Source organism: Hymenobacter sp. 5317J-9 (assembly GCF_022921075.1).
Taxonomy (GTDB): domain Bacteria; phylum Bacteroidota; class Bacteroidia; order Cytophagales; family Hymenobacteraceae; genus Hymenobacter.
In genome coordinates, this window is the sequence record NZ_CP095050.1 from 3,425,691 (window position 1) to 3,444,077 (window position 18,387).

The 18,387-nt window shown below is 63.2% G+C and carries 19 protein-coding genes and 1 tRNA gene; 18 read left to right on the plus strand and 2 right to left on the minus strand.

Annotation, left to right across the window (positions count from 1 at the left end; all coding sequences use genetic code 11):
* Positions 1-5: 5 nt before the first annotated feature.
* Together MUN81_RS14450 and MUN81_RS14455 are read left to right on the plus strand one after the other, a co-directional pair.
* On the plus strand, positions 6-1,472 hold the full coding sequence (locus MUN81_RS14450) for a glycoside hydrolase family 30 protein (protein WP_245111456.1): 1,467 nt from the start codon (positions 6-8) through the stop codon (positions 1,470-1,472).
* Positions 1,473-1,494: 22 nt separating this feature from the next.
* Positions 1,495-2,277 carry a GDSL-type esterase/lipase family protein gene (locus tag MUN81_RS14455; RefSeq protein ID WP_245111457.1) on the plus strand — a complete coding sequence of 261 codons (783 nt, stop codon included), beginning with the start codon at positions 1,495-1,497 and terminating at the stop codon, positions 2,275-2,277.
* A 47-nt stretch (positions 2,278-2,324) separates the two neighbouring features.
* On the opposite strand, the gene MUN81_RS14460 is transcribed toward MUN81_RS14455, so the two are convergent.
* Positions 2,325-2,972, minus strand: a complete 648-nt coding sequence (locus MUN81_RS14460; RefSeq protein ID WP_245111459.1) for a sce7726 family protein — start codon at positions 2,970-2,972, stop codon at positions 2,325-2,327.
* 253 nt (positions 2,973-3,225) lie between these two features.
* On the opposite strand from MUN81_RS14460, the gene MUN81_RS14465 reads away from it, so the two are divergent.
* The 11 genes from MUN81_RS14465 (at position 3,226) to MUN81_RS14515 (ending at position 14,104) form a co-directional block, all read left to right on the plus strand.
* Positions 3,226-4,716, plus strand: a complete 1,491-nt coding sequence (locus MUN81_RS14465; RefSeq protein WP_245111461.1) for an OmpA family protein — start codon at positions 3,226-3,228, stop codon at positions 4,714-4,716.
* A 197-nt stretch (positions 4,717-4,913) separates the two neighbouring features.
* Positions 4,914-5,990, plus strand: coding sequence for a hypothetical protein (locus MUN81_RS14470; protein WP_245111462.1), 1,077 nt, complete (start codon positions 4,914-4,916; stop codon positions 5,988-5,990).
* A 126-nt stretch (positions 5,991-6,116) separates the two neighbouring features.
* On the plus strand, positions 6,117-6,923 hold the full coding sequence (locus MUN81_RS14475) for a glycosyltransferase family protein (RefSeq protein WP_245111464.1): 807 nt from the start codon (positions 6,117-6,119) through the stop codon (positions 6,921-6,923).
* 82 nt (positions 6,924-7,005) lie between these two features.
* Positions 7,006-7,863: a 1-deoxy-D-xylulose-5-phosphate synthase N-terminal domain-containing protein gene (locus MUN81_RS14480; protein WP_245111465.1), complete on the plus strand. Its 858-nt coding sequence runs from the start codon at positions 7,006-7,008 to the stop codon at positions 7,861-7,863.
* Between the two features lie 109 nt (positions 7,864-7,972).
* On the plus strand, positions 7,973-8,926 hold the full coding sequence (locus tag MUN81_RS14485) for a transketolase C-terminal domain-containing protein (RefSeq protein WP_245111467.1): 954 nt from the start codon (positions 7,973-7,975) through the stop codon (positions 8,924-8,926).
* A gap of 128 nt (positions 8,927-9,054) precedes the next feature.
* Positions 9,055-10,389: an aminotransferase class III-fold pyridoxal phosphate-dependent enzyme gene (locus MUN81_RS14490; protein WP_245111469.1), complete on the plus strand. Its 1,335-nt coding sequence runs from the start codon at positions 9,055-9,057 to the stop codon at positions 10,387-10,389.
* Positions 10,390-10,396: 7 nt separating this feature from the next.
* The gene (locus tag MUN81_RS14495) at positions 10,397-11,203 is read left to right on the plus strand and encodes an SDR family oxidoreductase (protein WP_245111470.1); all 807 of its coding nucleotides are present in this window, start codon (positions 10,397-10,399) and stop codon (positions 11,201-11,203) included.
* Between the two features lie 166 nt (positions 11,204-11,369).
* On the plus strand, positions 11,370-12,260 hold the full coding sequence (locus tag MUN81_RS14500) for an N-acetylneuraminate synthase family protein (protein WP_245111471.1): 891 nt from the start codon (positions 11,370-11,372) through the stop codon (positions 12,258-12,260).
* A gap of 142 nt (positions 12,261-12,402) precedes the next feature.
* A complete protein-coding gene (locus tag MUN81_RS14505) occupies positions 12,403-13,401 on the plus strand; it encodes a sterol desaturase family protein (RefSeq protein ID WP_245111473.1) in 999 nt (332 codons plus the stop codon).
* A gap of 35 nt (positions 13,402-13,436) precedes the next feature.
* Entirely contained in the window at positions 13,437-13,769 is a 333-nt protein-coding gene (locus MUN81_RS14510) for an SMR family transporter (RefSeq protein ID WP_245111475.1), read from the plus strand.
* Between the two features lie 98 nt (positions 13,770-13,867).
* A complete protein-coding gene (locus MUN81_RS14515; RefSeq protein ID WP_245111477.1) occupies positions 13,868-14,104 on the plus strand; it encodes a hypothetical protein in 237 nt (78 codons plus the stop codon).
* Positions 14,105-14,195: 91 nt separating this feature from the next.
* Here MUN81_RS14515 and MUN81_RS14520 read toward each other — a convergent pair.
* A tRNA-Ile gene (locus MUN81_RS14520) sits at positions 14,196-14,269 on the minus strand.
* A 99-nt stretch (positions 14,270-14,368) separates the two neighbouring features.
* On the opposite strand from MUN81_RS14520, the gene MUN81_RS14525 reads away from it, so the two are divergent.
* From MUN81_RS14525 to MUN81_RS14545, 5 genes are all read left to right on the plus strand, one after another.
* Positions 14,369-15,022, plus strand: a complete 654-nt coding sequence (locus MUN81_RS14525) for an HAD family phosphatase (RefSeq protein WP_245111479.1) — start codon at positions 14,369-14,371, stop codon at positions 15,020-15,022.
* Positions 14,991-16,256 carry a site-2 protease family protein gene (locus MUN81_RS14530; RefSeq protein WP_245111480.1) on the plus strand — a complete coding sequence of 422 codons (1,266 nt, stop codon included), beginning with the start codon at positions 14,991-14,993 and terminating at the stop codon, positions 16,254-16,256. The genes MUN81_RS14525 and MUN81_RS14530 overlap by 32 nt, the downstream gene beginning before the upstream one ends.
* 62 nt (positions 16,257-16,318) lie before the next feature.
* Positions 16,319-16,957, plus strand: coding sequence for a hypothetical protein (locus MUN81_RS14535; RefSeq protein ID WP_245111482.1), 639 nt, complete (start codon positions 16,319-16,321; stop codon positions 16,955-16,957).
* 78 nt (positions 16,958-17,035) lie between these two features.
* A complete protein-coding gene (locus MUN81_RS14540; RefSeq protein WP_245111484.1) occupies positions 17,036-17,416 on the plus strand; it encodes a hypothetical protein in 381 nt (126 codons plus the stop codon).
* Positions 17,417-17,540: 124 nt separating this feature from the next.
* Entirely contained in the window at positions 17,541-18,374 is an 834-nt protein-coding gene (locus MUN81_RS14545) for an MbnP family protein (protein WP_245111486.1), read from the plus strand.
* Positions 18,375-18,387: the final 13 nt, after the last annotated feature.

An 18,387-nucleotide genomic window follows, 5' to 3' on the forward strand; every position in this document is an offset into this window, starting at 1 on the left:
CCCCAATGAAACACCCCCTTCTTTCCCTCGCGTTGCTGGCCGGCCTTTACGGCGGCGGCGCCAACGCCCAAACTACCCCCAAAACCAGCGCTGCTTATTCGGCTGCCGGCAAAACGGCCCGCGTATACGCCACGGTGGCCGGCACGACGCAGCGGCTGGCGGCCGGCGAGGCGCTGGCCTTTGCGCCGGCCGGGCAGCCGCTCGAAACCCAGGTGTGCGTGTTCGTCGACCCCACCCACACCTTCCAGACCATGCTGGGCATTGGCGGGGCCCTGACCGATGCCGCGGCCGAAACCTATGCCAAGCTGCCCAAGCCAGTGCAGCAGGAATTCCTGCGGGCCTACTACAGCCCCACGGCGGGCATCGGCTACACGCTGGCGCGCACCAGCATTCACAGCTCCGATTTTTCGAGCGGCAGCTACACCTACGTGGCCGATAAGGACGAGGCGCTGAAAACGTTCAGCGTGCAGCACGACGAGCAGTTTCGCATTCCGTTCATCAAGCAGGCCATGGCGGCGGCCGGCGGCAAGCTCACCCTCTACGCCAGTCCCTGGAGCCCGCCGGCCTGGATGAAAACCACCGGCACCATGCTCAAAGGCGGCAAGCTGCTGCCCCAATACCGCCAGGCCTGGGCCGACTACTACGTGAAGTTCATCAAGGCTTATGAGCAGCACGGCATTCCGGTGTGGGGCCTGAGCGTGCAAAACGAGCCCATGGCCACGCAGAAGTGGGAGTCGTGCATTTTCACCGGCGAAGAAGAGCGGGATTTCATCAAAGGCTACCTCGGCCCCACCCTGGCCAAGGGCGGAATGGGCGGCAAAAAGCTCATTGCCTGGGACCACAACCGCGACTTGGTGTACCAGCGCGCCAGCGCCGTGCTCGACGACCCCGCGGCCGCCAAGTACGTGTGGGGCATCGGCTACCATTGGTACGAGACCTGGACCGGCTCGGGCATGCTCTTCGACAACGTGCGCCGCGTGCACGAAACCTACCCCGACAAGAACCTGCTCTTCACCGAAGGCTGCCTCGAAAACTTCGACCTGGCCAAAGTGGACCGCTGGGACCTGGGCGAGAAATACGGCATGTCGATGATAGGCGACTTCAACGCCGGCACCGTGGGCTGGACCGACTGGAACGTGCTGCTCGACGAAACCGGAGGCCCCAACCACGTGGGCAACTTCTGCTACGCCCCCATCATCGGCGACACCAAAGCCGGCAAGCTGATTTACACCAGCGCCTACTACTACATCGGTCACTTCTCGAAATTCATTCGGCCGGGGGCCAAGCGCATTGCCACGGCCTCAAACCGCGACGCCCTGCAAACCACCGCCTTCCGCAACCCCGACGGCTCGGTGGCCGTGGTGGTGATGAACCAGACCGACAAGCCGCTGGACTATCAGCTGTGGATACGCGGCCAGGCGGCCAACACCACGGCGGCCGCCCACTCCATCATGACACTGGTGGTGAAGTAGGCGGGCCTGCCTACCTTGCCGCATGTCCATTCCTGTCCGCCTGTGGCCCGCCTTTCTGCTGGGGGCTGCCCTGCTGCTGCCCGCCGCGGCCCGTGCGCAGCAGCCCACCGCTCCCGACGCAGCCAAAAAAGCTGCCGATGAGGCCTACGCCCGCCAGCAGGACTACCTGCTGCGCAACGACTGGGCCTACCTGCAGCGCTACGCCGCGGCCAACCAGCGCCTGCCCGCCCCCAAGCCCGGCGTGCCCCGCGTGGTCATCATCGGCAATTCCATTACCGAAGGGTGGGTGAAGGCCGACTCGGCTTTCTTCGGCGGCAAGCCCTACGAGTATGTGGGGCGCGGCATCAGCGGGCAAACCTCGGGCAAGACCCTAGTGCGTTTCCGGGCCGATGTGGTGAACCTGCTTCCGGCCGTGGTAGTCATCCTAATCGGCACCAACGACGTGGCCGAAAACAGCGGCCCCTACAACCCCGAAACCACCCTCAACAACCTCATGAGCATGGTCGAGCTGGCCCAGGCCCACGGCATCCGGGTGGTGCTGGGCTCGGTGATGCCGGCAATTGATTTCTGGTGGCGCAAGGGCCTGCAGCCAGCCCCGAAAATCATGGCCCTCAACCAGCGCATCAAAGCCTACGCCGACCAGCACAAGCTCGTGTACCTGGACTTCCACTCCGCTATGGCCGACGAAAACCAGGGCCTGAAAAAGGTGTATGGCGAAGACGGCGTGCACCCCAACCTCACCGGCTACCGGGTAATGGAACCCCTCCTCAACCAGGCCGTGGCCGCCGCGCTGAAAAAGAAATAGCCAGGCAGCGCTCTAACTGAGCCAGCGCCGCCCCGCCGCTCCTGCTGCTAGGCGGCGCTGGCTTTTTTGCGGGCGGCGGGTTTCCGGGGTTTGGCTTTTGCCTTGCGCTTGGGTTTGCGGCGCGGGGGCAGGCGCTCGCGCTCGGCCTTGCGCTCGGCGCGCATGAGCAGGCGCTCGGGCAGCCGGGCCATGAGGCGCTCGCGCACGTGCTGGGCCAGCGCCGAGAGCGGCACCAGATTGGTGGTGCGCAGAAACCGGGCGATGTCGGCCCCGCGCAGGGTGCTGGCCCCGGCCAGGCCCCGCGCCAGCAGAAACTGCTTCACTTCCTCCAGCAAAATCAGCTTGGAAAGCGGGGCCGGGGCCACCGTGGCATTGTAGCAGGCGGCGCGGTGCACGCGCAAGCCTTCGGGGCCGGCCACCTGCACGCCCACCCACTCCGGCAGCAGCGGCAGCAGCCTGGCCAGGTGCTTTTCGGTGACGATGAAGGTGACGAAGTCGTACACCTCGCCGTAGCAGCGCAGCTGGTTGGCCACGCGCTGCAGGGTGTCGCCGTCGCCCTTCACTTCGTAGCCGTGCATGAAGTGCTCGGTGATGTGCACCACGTCGGCCCGGGTGGTGCCGGTGGGCAATTCGCTGATGTGCACGCCGCCCACGAGCATTGGAAAGAGCAGAGCGCGGATTTCGGGGTCATTCATCGCAACCCCAAAAATAGCTCCTCGTCGCCCGCCGTGGAAAAATTGATTTTCTGCCAGTGAACAACATATATCATTTGCAATATTAACAAATTGGGTTATTTTCGTTTGGTGGCCAGCGAAGTGGCGTTGGAAAGTGAAGTTGTGGCAATGCAAAGGCAGATAGCCCCCAGAGCGGGCTCCTGCTAGCGAAGCGGGGCCGACGGGCAGCGGGACCGGGGCGGTATCATCGGTTTTTCTGAATAAGTACATTGCTATGAAAAATACTGTATCCGAAACGGTTAGCTTCCGTTTCAGCCGCGAAACCATTGCCCGGCTCGGCACCCGGCTCGGCGAAGCCGCCCCCGATGTGGACTATGCCCTGCGTGATTCGGTGACCCTGGTGCTCGATAAGTTGTCGGAGAAAGTGGGCCGTGGCCTCACCCCCGAAGGCCTGCTGACGCTGGTGCAGGAGGCCGACGCCGCGCAGGTGCTCCAGCACTTTGCCGGCCAGGACCCGGTGGGCCGCCACGAACTGGGCCTGAACCTGCTCCTCGACCTGCTCGACGGCTCCTACCGCGCCACCGTGACGCGCATTGCCGCTGCGGCGGCCATTGAGCCCGCGACCAGCGACGCGCTGCTGCAGCTGGCCGCCACCGCCGTGCTGGGCGTGCTGGGCCACGCCGCCGCCGAAAAAGCCTTCTCGCCCAACGAATTCGCCGAGTGGCTGCACGCCGAGAAGGCGAACCTTGCGGCGGCCATGCTGCCGGCTCCAGTCGCGGTTGCCACCTTGCCCCTGACTGGCGAGCTGGGCCTGCACCTCTCGGCCGAACCACCCGCACGGCTGGGCCCCACGCGGGCCGCCTGGGCGGCATCAGCCGCGCCCGGGGGCGGCAGGTTGCCGGCGTACTGGCAATGGGGGGCGCTGCTGTTGCTGGCCGTGTGCTTGGGGTACTTCTTTGGCCGCAACACAACCAGCCGCGACCAGCCGGCGGCCCACTCGCTGGCGGCAACCAGCCCAGCGCCCGCGCCGGCTACGCCCGCCCGCACCGCCGCTTTTACCCCGCCCGAAACGCCCCCAGCGGCGGCCCCGGAGCTAGTCCCGGAGCCGGCCCCAACCCCAGCATTGCCCGCGGCCCGACCCGCGCCACCCGCGGCCAGCCGGCCCGTGGCGGCAGTGGCCGGGCGCGCGCCGGCCAGCAAAACCGCGCGTCCGGCCACGCCCCGCCCGGCCGTCATCGGCAACGAGCCCAACGGGCGCTACGACCAGGACCGGGATACCTACATCTACGACACCGGTAAGCCCATTATGCTCGTCCTGGCCGATGGCAGCCGGCAGAAAGTGGGGGCCAATTCGACCGAAAACCGGCTGTATACCTTTCTATCTTCGCCAGCGTTCCAGGTCGACTCGGTGAACCGGACCAAGGGTTGGATTAACTTCGACCGCATCAACTTCGAAAGCGGCAAGGCCCAGCTCACGCTGGAATCGGCGCGTCAGCTGGGCAACATCGCCAGCATTCTCAACACGTTCCCCAAGTCCTTGGTGAAAATAGGCGGCTACACCGACAGCACCGGCGACGCGGAGGCGAACTATCAACTCAGCGAAGACCGCGCCCGCGCCGCCATGCACGCGCTGACCAGCCTGGGCGTGAGCCCCGGCCGTGTGCAAGCCAAAGGCTACGGCCCCAAATACTTCGTGCGGCCCAACACCACCCTCACCAACCGCGCCATGAACCGGCGCGTCAGCATCCGGGTGCTGCGCAAATAAGCCTTGCGTAGCTGTTGGAGCACATTCGGACAGGTGCAGACCTCGCGCAGGACGTCGTCGGTTTGCCGGCTGTGCTGTACCTTGCCCCCAACCCTCATGCGCGGCCTTTCCGCAGCCGGAGCCCCGAAAAACGGGGCGCCGGGCGCGGGGCCGGCTTTGCCGAGGGTTGGTGGTTTGGCTGTTCATCCTGTCCCTGCATGTCCCGAAAAAAGGCCTTGTTTCTCATCGGCTCGCCCAACCAAACCACGCAGATGCACCAGATTGCGCAGCTGCTGGACGACGAGTTCGACCCCTACTTTAGCCAGCTGTACTACGACGGCTGGCAGCGCCCCTTCTACAAGTTTCTGCTCTGGACGGGCGGGCTCGACAAAACCATCGTCACGGGCAAAATCAAGGATAAGGCCGATAAGTACCTGGCCGCGCACGGCCTGAAAAACGACTTCGAGGCCCGCGTGTACGGCAATCACTACGACCTCATCGTGTGCTGCTCCGACGTGATTGTGCCCTGGCCGTTGATTAAGCGCACCAAAACCGTGTTTGTGCAGGAGGGCATGACCGACCCACTCAACCTGTGGGCGCGGCTGGTGAAGCGCTTCACCCGCTACCCCATCCTGGCCATTGGCACGGCCCTCAACGGCATGAACAACTGCTGCGACATCTACTGCGTGGCCTCGGAGAGCTACGCCCGGCACTTCGAACGCGTGGGTGTGGATGCCGACAAGCTCATCGTGACGGGCATTCCCAATTTCGACAACATTGAGCAGGTGCGCCACAACGACTTTCCGCACCGCGGCTACGTGTTGGTGGCCACTTCCGACCTGCGCGAAACCTTCACGCCCGAAAACCGGCCCAAGTTTATTCGGGAGTGCGCCCGCATTGCCAACGGCCGCCCGCTGGCCTTCAAGCTGCACCCCAACGAGGAGCTGCCCCGCGCCGTGGACGAGATTAAGGAGCACGCCCCGCCCGGCACGCTCATCTTCACCGAAGGCAACACCGACCACATGATTGCCAACTGCGTGGAGCTCATCACCCAATACTCGACGGTGGTGTACGTGGGCCTGGCGCTGGGCAAGCCGGTGCACTCCTACTTTGACGTGGACGACCTGCGGCGCAAATTGCCCTGGCAGAACGGCGGCACCTCGGCCCGGCGCATTGCGGCCATTTGCCGGGGCTTTAGCCGGTTTGATGGAAGCGGGCCGGCGTTTTTGCGGCAGCTCGACGCCGAAGCCTTTGCAACCGAAGCGGCGCCAGAAGCCTCATCGATGGCAGGCTAGCCCCGCGCGGCACTATTTTAATATTTTCTTTCCCAAGCACTTGCCCGGACGGGCGCATTTTGTCCGGCTAATTTTAGCGTATTTCCGTTTGCTGACCGCCTACGCGGTAGCGTACCTGCTTTTTCTATGCCCCTTCCCAAGATTCTGACCGTTGTGCAGGCCCGCATGGGCTCGTCGCGCCTGCCGGGCAAGGTGCTGCTGCCGCTGGCCGGCGAGCCGCTGCTGGTGCGCATGGTGCAGCGGGTGCAGCGGGCCCGTCTGGCCGGCACCGTGGTCGTCGCCACCACCACCGCCCCCGCCGATGACGCCGTTGCGCAGCTGTGCGCCGCCCACGGCCTGGAATGCTTTAGAGGCGATGCCCTGGACCTGCTCGACCGCCATTATCAGGCCGCCCGCCACTACGGGGCCGATGTGGTACTGAAAATCCCTTCGGATTGCCCGCTCATCGACCCGGACGTGATTGATGCAGTGGTGGGCTTCTACCTCGATTTCACCGAGCGCTACGATTTCGTGAGCAACCTCCACCCCGCCACTTTCCCCGACGGAAACGATGTGGAAGTAATGCCCTTTGAAGCGCTCGAAACCGCCTGGCGAGAGGCCCAACGCCCGCTGGAACGCGAGCACACCACCCCGTTTTTCTGGGAAAACCCGGAGCGGTTCCGCCTCGGCAACGTGGAGTGGGACGCCGGCCTCGATTACTCGATGAGCCACCGCTGGACCATCGACTACCCCGAAGATTACGATTTCATAAAGGCTGTGTATGAGGCGTTGTATCCTACCAACCCGACCTTTGGCCTACCCGACATTCTGGCCTTACTCGAGGTGCGCCCCGACATCGCCCGACTTAATGCCCGCTACGCCGGCGTGAACTGGTACCGCAACCACTTGGATGAACTAAAGACGGTGGATTCATCGCAAACCCGCAAAATCTAGTGCTTGGTGCTTGGTTGTTGGTGCTTGGCTTTCAAGGCCGGTTTCAACCACCAAGCACGAAGCACCAACAACCAAGCACCAAATGACTCCTGAGACCCAACAGAAACTAGAGAAACTGGCCCTGAAGGTGCGCGAGCACATCGTGCGCCTGAGCACCGACGGCGGCTGCTTCACCGGTGCCTCGCTGAGCTGCGCCGACTTGCTGGTGTACCTCTACAGCGAGCTGCTGAACGTGCGGCCCGACAACCTGACCGACCCCACCCGCGACTACCTGTTCCTGAGCAAAGGCCACGACGTGCCCGCCCTCTACGGCACCTTTGTGGAGTTGGGCTTCCTCGATAAAGCCCGCCTCGACCAGCACCTGAGCACCGACGACCACATCTACTGGCACCCCAACCGCCACGTGCCGGGCGTGGAGTTCCACTCGGGCTCGCTCGGCCACCTGCCCAGCGTGGCCCTGGGCGTGGCCATGGACTGCAAAATGCGCGGCCAGGACAACAAGGTCATCGTCATTACCGGCGACGGCGAGCTGAACGAGGGCACCGTGTGGGAAAGCCTGCTGGTGGCCAGTGCCCACAAAGTCAATAACCTCACGCTGGTGGTCGACCGCAACCATTTCCAGGCCAACGTGGCCACCGAAGACCTGATTCCGCTGGAGCCGCTGGCGCCCAAGTTCGAGGCTTTTGGCTGCGAAGTGCGCCGCATTGATGGCCACGATTTCAAGCAATTGGAAGAAGCTTTCTCGGCCCTCCCCTTCTCGGATTCAAAGCCGTCCGTTATCATCTGCGACACGGTGCGCGGGCGCGGCCTGCCCAGCATCGAAGCCCGCGCCGACCGCTGGTTCTGCAACTTCTCTTCGGAAGAAGTGGAGGAGCTGTTGCGCGAGTTGCATAGCCAGGTGGCTACTACTCTGACGAGTGAAACGCTGACGGTACGATAATTAAGACATGAGATAGTGAGACATGAGAAGTGAGATTGTCAGCTGCGTCAAATAAGGCCCTGCTGTCCCGCTCACTTCTCATGTCTCATGGTCTCACTTCTCAAACCCTATGAACTACGAAGAACTAATCAAGCAAACCGCCCTCGCAGATGAGCGTATCGTGGTGATGACGGCCGAAAACCGCGCCCTCATCCGCAACCTGCCCGCCGTGCTCGGCCCGCGCTTCATCGATACCGGCATCACGGAGCAGACGCTCATCGGGGCTGCCGCCGGGCTGGCCCTGCGCGGGCGCGTGCCGGTGGTGCACGCGCTGGCGACCTTCCTCACACTGCGGGCTTTCGAGTTTATCCGCACCGATGTGGGCATCGGCCAGCTGCCGGTGAAGCTCAGCGGCTTCGTGCCCGGCTTCCTCTCTGACGGCAACGGCCCCACCCACCAGGCCATCGAGGACGTGAGCCTGATGCGCGGCATCCCCGGCATGACGGTTTTCGCGCCCGCCGACGAGGCCGATATGCTGGCCATGTTGCCCGCCATCTGGGCCTCGCCCCAGCCCGCCTACCTGCGCGTGAACACCCGCCCCGGCACCTACCAGCACGCCCCGTTCGAGATGGGCAAAGCCGAAATCGTAGCCGAAGGCACCGACATCACCATCCTCACCTACGGCATGCTGTTCGAGCAGACGCTGGTGGCCCGCGAGCTGCTGCAAGCTCAGGGCAAGTCAGTGGGCCTCATCAACCTGCGCAGCCTCAAGCCGATTGACGAGGCGGCCCTGCTGGACGTGGTGCGCCGCGGCTCGCTCATCGTGACGGTAGAGGACCATTTCATCACAGGCGGCCTCTACTCGATTCTGGCCGAAATACTGCTGCGCAATCAGCTCACGGCCCGCGTGTTGCCGTTGGCCTTGGAGGAGCGCTGGTACCGCCCCGGCCGCCTGAGCGCGGTGCTGGAGCACGAGGGCTTCACCGGCCACCACATCGCGCGCCGCATCACGGAGCACTTGGGCGAGTCGGGCGCGACCATTGCGCCGGGCCCGACCGTGCTCGAAAACGAGTTCGCGGAGTAAATCAGAACGTCATGCAGAGCGCAGCGAAGCATCTCGCTTGTAGTAGTAATTAAAAAATCATTGATTAGTGACTGCACGCGAGATGCTTCGCTGCGCTCTGCATGACGTTCTTTTCAACAACCTTCCCCATGCCCAACACCGTTTCTTCTAACGAGAATTACCCCGACATCACGAAGTCGAATGAGCTATATGCCCGCGCTCAGAAAATCATGACGCCCGTGACGCAGACGCTTGCCAAAGGCCCCGGCCAGTACACCAAGGGCGTGAGTCCCAAGTACGTGAAGCGCGCCAAAGGCTCCCATATCTGGGACGTGGACGGCAACGAGTACATTGACTTCCAGATGGGCATCGGCCCCATCTCGCTGGGCTACGCCTACCCGAAAGTAGACGACGCCATCCGGGCTCAGCTCGAAGACGGCATCACCTTCTCGATGATGCACGAGCTGGAAGTAGAGCTGTCGGAGCTGATTCACGAGATTATCCCGAACGCTGAAAGCATCCGCATCAGCAAGACGGGCGCCGACGTGTGCTCGGCGGCGGTGCGCGTATCGCGGGCCTTCACCGGGCGCAACAAGGTGCTGTGCTGCGGCTACCACGGCTGGCACGACTGGTACATCGGCACCACCAGCCGCGACAAGGGCATCCCGCAGGAAAGCAAGGACTTGGTGGCCGCTTTCGAGTACAATAACCTCGACTCGCTGAAGGCCCTGCTCGACGACGACGTGGCCTGCGTGATTCTGGAGCCTTTTATTTTTGATGCACCCAAGGACAACTTCCTGCACGAAGTGGCCCGGCTGTGCCGGGAAAACGGTACGCTGCTCATCTTCGATGAGATGTGGACCGGCTTCCGCGTGGCCGTGGGCGGCGCGCAGGAGTATTTCGGCATCACCCCCGATTTAGCGGTGTACTCCAAGGCATTTGCCAATGGCATGCCCATCGCCCTGCTCACCGGCCGCCGCGACGTGATGCAGCTGTTCGAGCAGGACGTCTTCTTCTTCACCACCTTCGGCGGCGAGGCGCTGAGCCTGGCCGCGGCCGTGGCCACCATCACCGAAATGCGCGAGCAGAACGTGCCCGCCCGCCTCGCCGAGCAAGGCAAAAAGCTCAAGGACGGCTACAACGATATCGCCGCCGAGCTGGGCATTAGCCAATACACCAAGTGCTACGGCTACGACTGCCGCACCATCGTCACCTTCGACGCCTCGGCTGGCAACGGCATGGAAATTAAGGCTTTTGTGCAGCAGGAGCTGTTTAAGCGCGGCATCATGTGGGGCGGCTTCCACAACATGTGCTTCTCGCACACCAACGAGGACGTGGCCTACACCCTCTCGGCCTACCGCGAGGTGCTGCCGCTGCTCAAGGAAGCCATCGAAGCCGGCGACGTGGCTTCGCGCCTGCTGGGCGAGCCGGTGGAAGCTGTGTTCCGCAAAGTGACGAATGCCGCACCGGTTAAAGCCAAATAGATAGTACATGAGCTTGTTTGACTTAACCGGTAAAACCGCCATCGTCACGGGCGCGTGCGGGCTCATCGGCCGCAAGCACTGCGAGGCCCTGGCCAATGCGGGCGCCAACGTGGTGGTGGCCGACCTCAATGCCGAAGCCTGCGCGGCGGTTGCAGCGGAGCTGCCCGGTGGCATTCACCTGCCGCTGGCGGTGAACGTGACCGACCCGGCCTCGCTGGCCGCGGCGCGTGACCGGATTATGGCCCAGTTCGGCCACATCGACGTGCTGGTGAACAATGCCGCCATCAACGACATGTTTGAGAATCCGGCCATGGCAGCCGACCTTTCAAAATTTGAGAACTTCCCGCTCGAAACCTTCCGTCAGGTACTGGAAGTGAACGTGACGGGGGTGTTTCTGGCGGCGCAGGTGTTCGGCACGCCCATGGCGCAGCAGGGCCATGGCAGCATCATCAACGTGGCCAGCACCTACGGCCTGGTGGGGCCTGACCAAAGCATCTACCGCAACGAGGCCGGCGAGCAAATCTTTTACAAATCACCCTCCTACCCCACCACCAAAGGCGCGGTTGTGAATTTCACCCGTTACCTGGCGGCCTACTGGGGCGCGGCCGGCGTGCGCGTGAACACCCTCTCGCCCGGCGGCGTGGAGAACAGCCAGGACGAATTTTTCATCAAGCAATACAGCGCCAAAACACCGCTGGGCCGCATGGCCACGCCTACCGATTACCAGGGCGCGGTGGTTTTCTTGGCTTCGGATGCGTCGGCTTACATGACCGGGGCCAACCTGGTAGTGGACGGCGGCTGGACGGCTATTTAAACCCAGATTATTTGCCAGGTGTAGAGACGCGTATTTGCGTCTCGTCGTTGAGCGTGCCCATTCAACGAAGCATCCGGCCAATGTTCAACGACGAGACGCAAGTATGCGTCGCTACCCCTTCACCGGCACAAGCTGAAGCATGTGCTACAATCCAACCCTTCGCCTCATGCAAGCTGTTGAAATCCGCAAAAACCGATTCATTGGCGCGGGCCACCCGGCCTACATCATTGCCGAAATTGGCATCAACCACAACGGCTCGCTCGACCTGGCCAAGCAGCTCATCTCCGAAGCCGCCAAGGCCGGCTGCGATGCCGTGAAGTTCCAGAAGCGCACGCCCGAGCTGTGCGTGCCCAAAGACCAGTGGGAAAAGCAGCGCGACACCCCCTGGGGCCGCATGAGCTACATCGACTACAAGCGCAAAACCGAGTTCGGCCAGGCCGAGTACACGGCCATCGACGACTACTGCCGCGCCCTGGGCATCGATTGGTTTGCCTCGTGCTGGGACGAGCCGTCGGTGGATTTTATGGAGCAGTTTGAGCCGGTGATGTACAAGATGGCCTCGGCCTCGCTCACCGACAAGCCCCTGCTCGACCGCGTGCGCGCCACCGGCCGCCCGCTGATGCTGAGCACCGGCATGAGCACCCTGGATGAGATTCACCAGGCCGTGAAATGGGTGGGGCTGGATAAGCTGATGATTGCGCACTCCACATCCTCCTACCCCTGCCCGCCGGCCGAGCTGAACCTGCGCATGGTGCCCGTGCTGCAAGGCATGTTCCCTGGCACGCCCATCGGCTACTCGGGCCACGAAACCGGTCTGGCCACCACCGTGGCGGCCGTGACGCTGGGCGCCAGCTTCGTGGAGCGCCACTTCACGCTGGACCGCGCCATGTGGGGCTCCGACCACGCTGCCAGCGTGGAGCCCGGCGGCATGGCCAAGCTCGTGCGCGACATCCGCGACGTGGAAGAAGGCTTGGGCGACGGCGTGAAGCGCGTGTACGACTCCGAGCTGGAGCCCCGCGCCCGCCTGCGCCGCGAGTTGACGCCGAACCAGGAGTAGGAAGTTTGGGTTGAACTGCTGCCGTTGAATCGTCTGTCATCCTGAGCGCAGCGAAGGACCTTCTCACGCCAGAATTAATCGTTCGAACGTGAGAAGGTCCTTCGCTGCGCTCAGGATGACAGATAAAAAACATTTTTAAGTCATGCATCACGTCGAACTCATCACCACGGCCATTTTGCTGATTTGGGTGGCCATCGTGATTATGCTGGAGCGCGTTATCCCCTACCGCAAGGGCCTGCCGTTTTTCCGCGAGGGTTTCTGGACGGACCTCGTGCTCTACACCTTCGTGCAGAGCTACGTGCTGAAGATTGTCATTTTCGACTACATCATTCAGCCGCTCGACCAGCACTTTGGGTTCTCGAAGCTGCATTTCGTGACCGGTTGGCCCATTTGGGTGCAAGTGCTGTTTTTCGTGGTGACGCACGATTTTTACATCTACTGGTTTCACCGGTTTCAGCACAGCAGCCCGCTGTTCTGGCGCACCCACGAGGCGCACCACTCGGGCAAACAGGTGGACTGGCTGGCCGGCTCCCGCTCGCACGCGCTGGAAATCATCATCAACCAAACCATTGAGTTTGCGCCCATCATCCTGCTCGGGGCCGACCCCATGGTGGTGCCCATCAAGGCCTGTATTGATGCCGTGTGGGGCATCTGGATTCACTGCAACATCGACGTGCGCTCGGGCCGCCTGCAATATTTCATCAACGGCCCCGAAATGCACCTCTGGCACCATGCCGACCACGAGGAGGTGTTTTATGCCAACTTTTCGACCAAATTTGCTTTCTGGGACTGGATGTTCGGCACTGCCTACTTGCCCGACGGCCGCAAGCCGCAGAAATGGGGCCTGCCCTACGTTTTTCCCAAAGACTACTTCAGCCAGCACGTCTTCTCCGTGGCCCGGTTTGATGAGGAAGCTTTAGCCAAACGCTCCCGGCTGTTCCGCGCTTACCACGGCATTCGGGGGCGGTTGCTCGCCCGCCTCACCAACCGCGTGCCCGCCCTCAAGCCGCTGCACGGCTGGCCCGTGCCCGAGCCCTACGCCGAAACCATTCCGGCGCAGCGTCCGGGCGGTAATTTCGGCCAGCCGCCAGCTCCGGCTGCTGCTTCTCACACGCCCACCGCTGCCGCTTCGTCCCGTTGATTAATCCCTGGTTTTCGCTGTTTTTGGCCTCTTTCATGGAGGTTTGCTGGACGTATAGCCTCAAGGCGCTGAGCATGCAGCGCATCAAGGAAATAGCCTGGGCGCACAGCTTGGGGCAGCCGGCGCTGCTGCTGCCGGTGCTGCCGCTGCTGGCTTATGTGGGCTTCGGGCTGGCCAACGTGTGGTTTTTGTCGCTGGCCATGCGCGACATTCCCACCGCCACCGCCTACTCGGCCTGGATGGCGCTGGCCGTGGTGGGCATCAAGCTGGTCGATACGCTTTACCTCAAGCAGCCGTTTTCGTGGCTGAGCGTGCTCTACACCAGCCTGATTATCATCGGCGTGCTCGGCCTGCGCCGGCTGGACTAGCCCCCGGTTATAGCAGAAAACGAGCCCGAATCGACAGATAAAGTCGTGCTTTCTCTAACCATGCAGCCGGCAGGCCGTTCAACGGGTAAACTCCGATTATGAAAGTAGCCATAGCCGCCCTGCTGCTGTCCGCGGCGGGCGCCCTTGCCGCCTGCAACGGCTCGCCCGTGAACGACCAGCCAGCCGCCTCCCTCGCGCCACTGCCCGCGGCCACTCCCCCCGATACCACCCGCGCGGCCCGCACACGCCGCACGGTTCCGTTCGTTCCCCAAACCAAGCTGGGGCGCGTGCTCGGCAACACCACCCCCTCGCCCCCGGCCAGCCGCTCCCGCTGAGCCCAAAGCCGAGAGAATGGTATAGATGTTCACGCTTTTTCGCACACCGGGCACGAAAAAGCCTCTCGCATTGCTGTGAGAGGCTTTTTCGTGGGCCCACTTGGAATCGAACCAAGGACCTACTGATTATGAGTCAGTTGCTCTAACCGATTGAGCTATAGGCCCGGTGCCGGAGGCAGTCATCTTTCACCTCAACCCTTGCCGTTGCCGGCCCTCCAACGGTGCAAAAGTACGACCTTCGCCCACGGAAAACCAAGCTTGATTATGTTACCTCACTTGCTCTTCGATTTTGGCGGCGTCATCATCGACATCGACTACGACGCCACCCCGGCCGCCATGCGGCGCCTGAGCCGGGACGGCAGCACCATTGCTTTCTCGCAGGCCCAGCAGGCCGAGCTCTTTGATAAGTTTGAAACCGGCCACCTCTCCCCCGCCGAGTTTCGGACCGGGCTGCGCGAGGCTTACGACCTTGACGCCTCCGATGAGGCCCTGGACGCGGCCTGGCATGCCATGCTGCTCGACGTGCCCGCCGAGCGCCTGGCCCTCATCGGCGAGCTGCGCCGGCAGGGCCACCAAACGGCCCTGCTCAGCAACACCAACACGCTGCACATTGCCGAAATCAACCAGCGCTTGGCTACCAAATATGGCTTCCGGCAGGGCATTGCCGACGTGCTCGACCGCGTGTTTTATTCGCAGGAAGTGGGCCTGCGCAAGCCGGGCGAGGAAATATTCCGGCACGCGCTGCGCGAAATGAACTGGCGGCCCGAAGACGTGTTGTTCATCGAGGACAGCCCGCAGCACGTGGCCACGGCCCGGCGGCTGGGGCTGCGGGTGCTGCACCTGGCCCCGCCCCTCACCCTCACCACCGCCCTGCCCGAAGCCCTCCGTGTCTTTCCCCGAGAATACGCCCCCGCCTGAACCTGAACTGACCGGCTTTCCGGCCGATGTAGCCGCGCCCCCTGCCCTCGACCACGCCGAGCCCCGGGCCCGGCTACGGGCGGCGCGGGCCCTGTTTCGGCGCTTCGAGCGGCCCGAGCCCTCGCCGGCGCGCACGGCAGCGCTGCACATCGGGCTGTTTCTGGTCACGCTCATGACCACCACGCTGGCCGGCATTCAGCTTACCCGCGGCGCCGTTGCCATGCTGCCGCTGGATGTGTTTGCGCTACGCAGCGACGCGCTGTGGGCCGAATTGAAGCGCGGGCTGTGGTTTGCCCTGCCGTTTTTGGGCGTGCTCACGGTGCACGAGTTCGGGCACTACTTCACGGCGCGCTACAACCGCGTACGGGCTTCGCTGCCCTACTACATTCCGTTTCCAATGGGCTTGGGCACCTTTGGGGCCGTCATTCGCATTCGGGAGCGGATTTTTTCGCGGCGCGAGTTTTTCGATATTGGGCTGGCCGGGCCGTTAGCGGGCTTTCTGGTGGCAGTGCCGTTGCTCATTTACGGGTTTACGCACCTGCCGCCGCTGGCATATCTGTGGACGGTGCACCCAGAGTACGCGCAATACGGCGCTAACTACGCGCAGCACGTGTATCCGCCTGGTGCTCAAGGCCTCACCATTGCCAAGCCACTGCTATATCAGGGGTTGGAATGGGCCTTTGCCGACCCTGCCCTGCTGCCCCACCCCAACGAGCTGATGCACTATCCGGTGTTGCTTGCGGGTTCGCTCAGCCTATTTTTCACGGCCCTCAACCTTTTGCCCATGGGCCAGCTCGATGGCGGCCACATCCTCTACGGTTTAATGGGGCCGCGGCGATTCAATCGGCTGGCGCTGTTCCTGTTCATCGGGTTTATTTTCTACGCGGGGCTGGGGTTGTTCACGCTGCACGACGACTGGCAAACCTGGCTCTACGGCGGGCCGGTGTACGCGGGCTATCTGGCGCTGATATTCTGGCGGGTGCTGCCGTTGCCGCGCCAGGGGTTGCTGCTGGCGGCGGGCATCTGGGCGGCGCAGTTGGGGTGCGCGGTGGCCTTTCCGGGCCTGGAGGGCAACCCCGGCTGGCTGGTGTTTGGGCTGCTGCTGGGCCGCTTCACCGGCATCTACCACCCACCCGCGCCCGACGAGCGGCCCCTAAGCCCCGGCCGCCAGGCGCTGGGCTGGGTGATGGTGGCTATTTTTGTGCTGTGCTTCACGCCGAGCCCGTTCCGGTAAGCACCCACGTTTTCTGTTTCCGATTTCCGGCCGCTGCGCCGGCTTCCTACTGCATTTCCGGAATGATTTTCACCCAAAAACAACTTTTTCTGGGCACTACGCACATTGCCCTGCGGGCCGAAAGCCTGTACGTGTGCAAGCGCAACCCGCAGGGCGTGGCCACGCTCGAAACCGAGATTCCCTACGAAGAAATTCTGCCCGTGAAAGCAGCCGAGCAGCGCCACGTGCCCGTCAACCAGTTGCTGCTGACGGTCTTGCTGCTGGTGTTCATAGGCTACGGGCCCTGGCGCGCGTGGCTGGCCACGGGCCAGGCCGGGCTGTCGCTGGCCGTGTGGTGGCTGGTGTTTGGCTTCAATGCCGTGTCGCTGTGGCTGCGGTTTGAGCAGCAATGGTTCACGTTCCGGCTCCAGACGGCGCACCTCGTGCTCACGCTGGCCGGGCGGCCCTGGCAGCGCAAGCAATTTCTGGCTTTGGTGATGGAGCTGGAGCGCCGCACGAAAACCTACCTCCGCGACGAATACGGCCAGGTGAACCCGCTGGGCTTCATCGAGCCGCAGCTGCGCCGCGTGGCCTGGCTGCACGAGCTCGACGTGTTGAGCGCCCGCGAAGCCCAGGCCCTGAGCACCCGCCTCACCGGCCGCCGCAGCACCGCCCCGCTCAAAAGCATGGGCCAGGAGCTGGAATCGCCCTACCTTAACTAACCGAAGTACCCGGCCAGCCTCGCTATTCGGGCCGATGTGGGCTACCTTTGGTGCAATCTTTGCTCCGTTGTTTCGCTGATGAACCGATTGCTGGCCTGCTTCTTCGCTGCCCTCATGCTGCTCCAGACCCTGGGGCCGGAGGCGGTGGTGCTGAGCTACCAGCTCAACAAAGCCCGCATTACGGCGCTGTATTGCGTGAACAAAGCCCGCCCCGAGCTGCGCTGCAATGGCAAGTGCCACCTGGCCAAGCAGCTGCGCAAAGCCGACGGCGCCGAGAAAAAAGCGCCCGCTGGCGCCACGGCCAAAGTAAAGTTTGAGGTGCTGCCCACGGCCGCGTTTGCGCTGCGAGTGCCCCGGCGCTGGCTGGCTCCGGCCAGCCGCTACCCCTCCCCGCCGGCGGCGCACTGCGCCGCCGTGCCCACCCCGGACGTGTTTCGCCCGCCCCTGTTGTTGGGCTGATTGCTAGTCGCTGGCTTTTGGCTTCTGCCGAAAGCCGCGCTTTTGCTGGTTTCGCCGCGCCCGCGGCGGGCCGGTGCGCCTGGGCGCACCCCTCACCCACCAACAGTTACCGATACATTTTCCGATGAAATTTTCCGCTTTTTCGGCGCTGGCCAGCGCCTTTGCTTTGGTTGCCATCAGCCTGACGGGCTGCAAGAAAGACGACGTCGCAGCATCCTCCCCCACCGAGTTTACGCTGCACATGGACAACGGCGTGACCATGCCCGACCCCGCGAGCAATAACGCGCCGAAGTTCTTTTCGCTGGTGCTGGGCTCGGGCAACTACAAAAATGCCTACGGCGACAACTTCACCGTAAGCACGCTTAAATACTACATTTCCAACGTGAAGCTGAACAAGGCCGACGGCAGCAGCTACGCCGTGCCCGACAGCTATTTCCTGGTCGACCAGACCGACCCTGCTTCCCAGGACCTCACCATGACTGGTGCGCCGGAGGGCGAATACAGCAGCGTGAGCTTTATGGTAGGCGTAGACAGCGCCCGCACCAAGGCGGGCAACTACGGCGGCGGCGTGCTCAACGCCGGCAAGGGCATGTTCTGGGACATGAACGGGCCCGAATTCATCAATTTCAAGCTCGAAGGCAACTCGCCGCAGGCCCCGCACGCGCCGGCTGCGGCCACGGGCGCGCTGGTGTTCCACATTGCCGGCTACAAGCACTCCACCACCAATACCATTCGGACGGTGACGGTGCCGTTCACCACGTCCAAGCTCATCATTGCCCGCGACCACAAGCCCGAGGTGCACATGCTGGTGGAAGTGGCCAACATGTTCGGCAAAGCCCCCGGCCCGCTGGTGAGCTTTGCCAGCACCTACAACGTGATGGGCGGCACCACGGCCGCCCGCATTGCCGACAACATCCAGGCGAACGTGTTTTCGGTGGGCCACATCCACGCCAACTAGGCTCGGAGCGCAC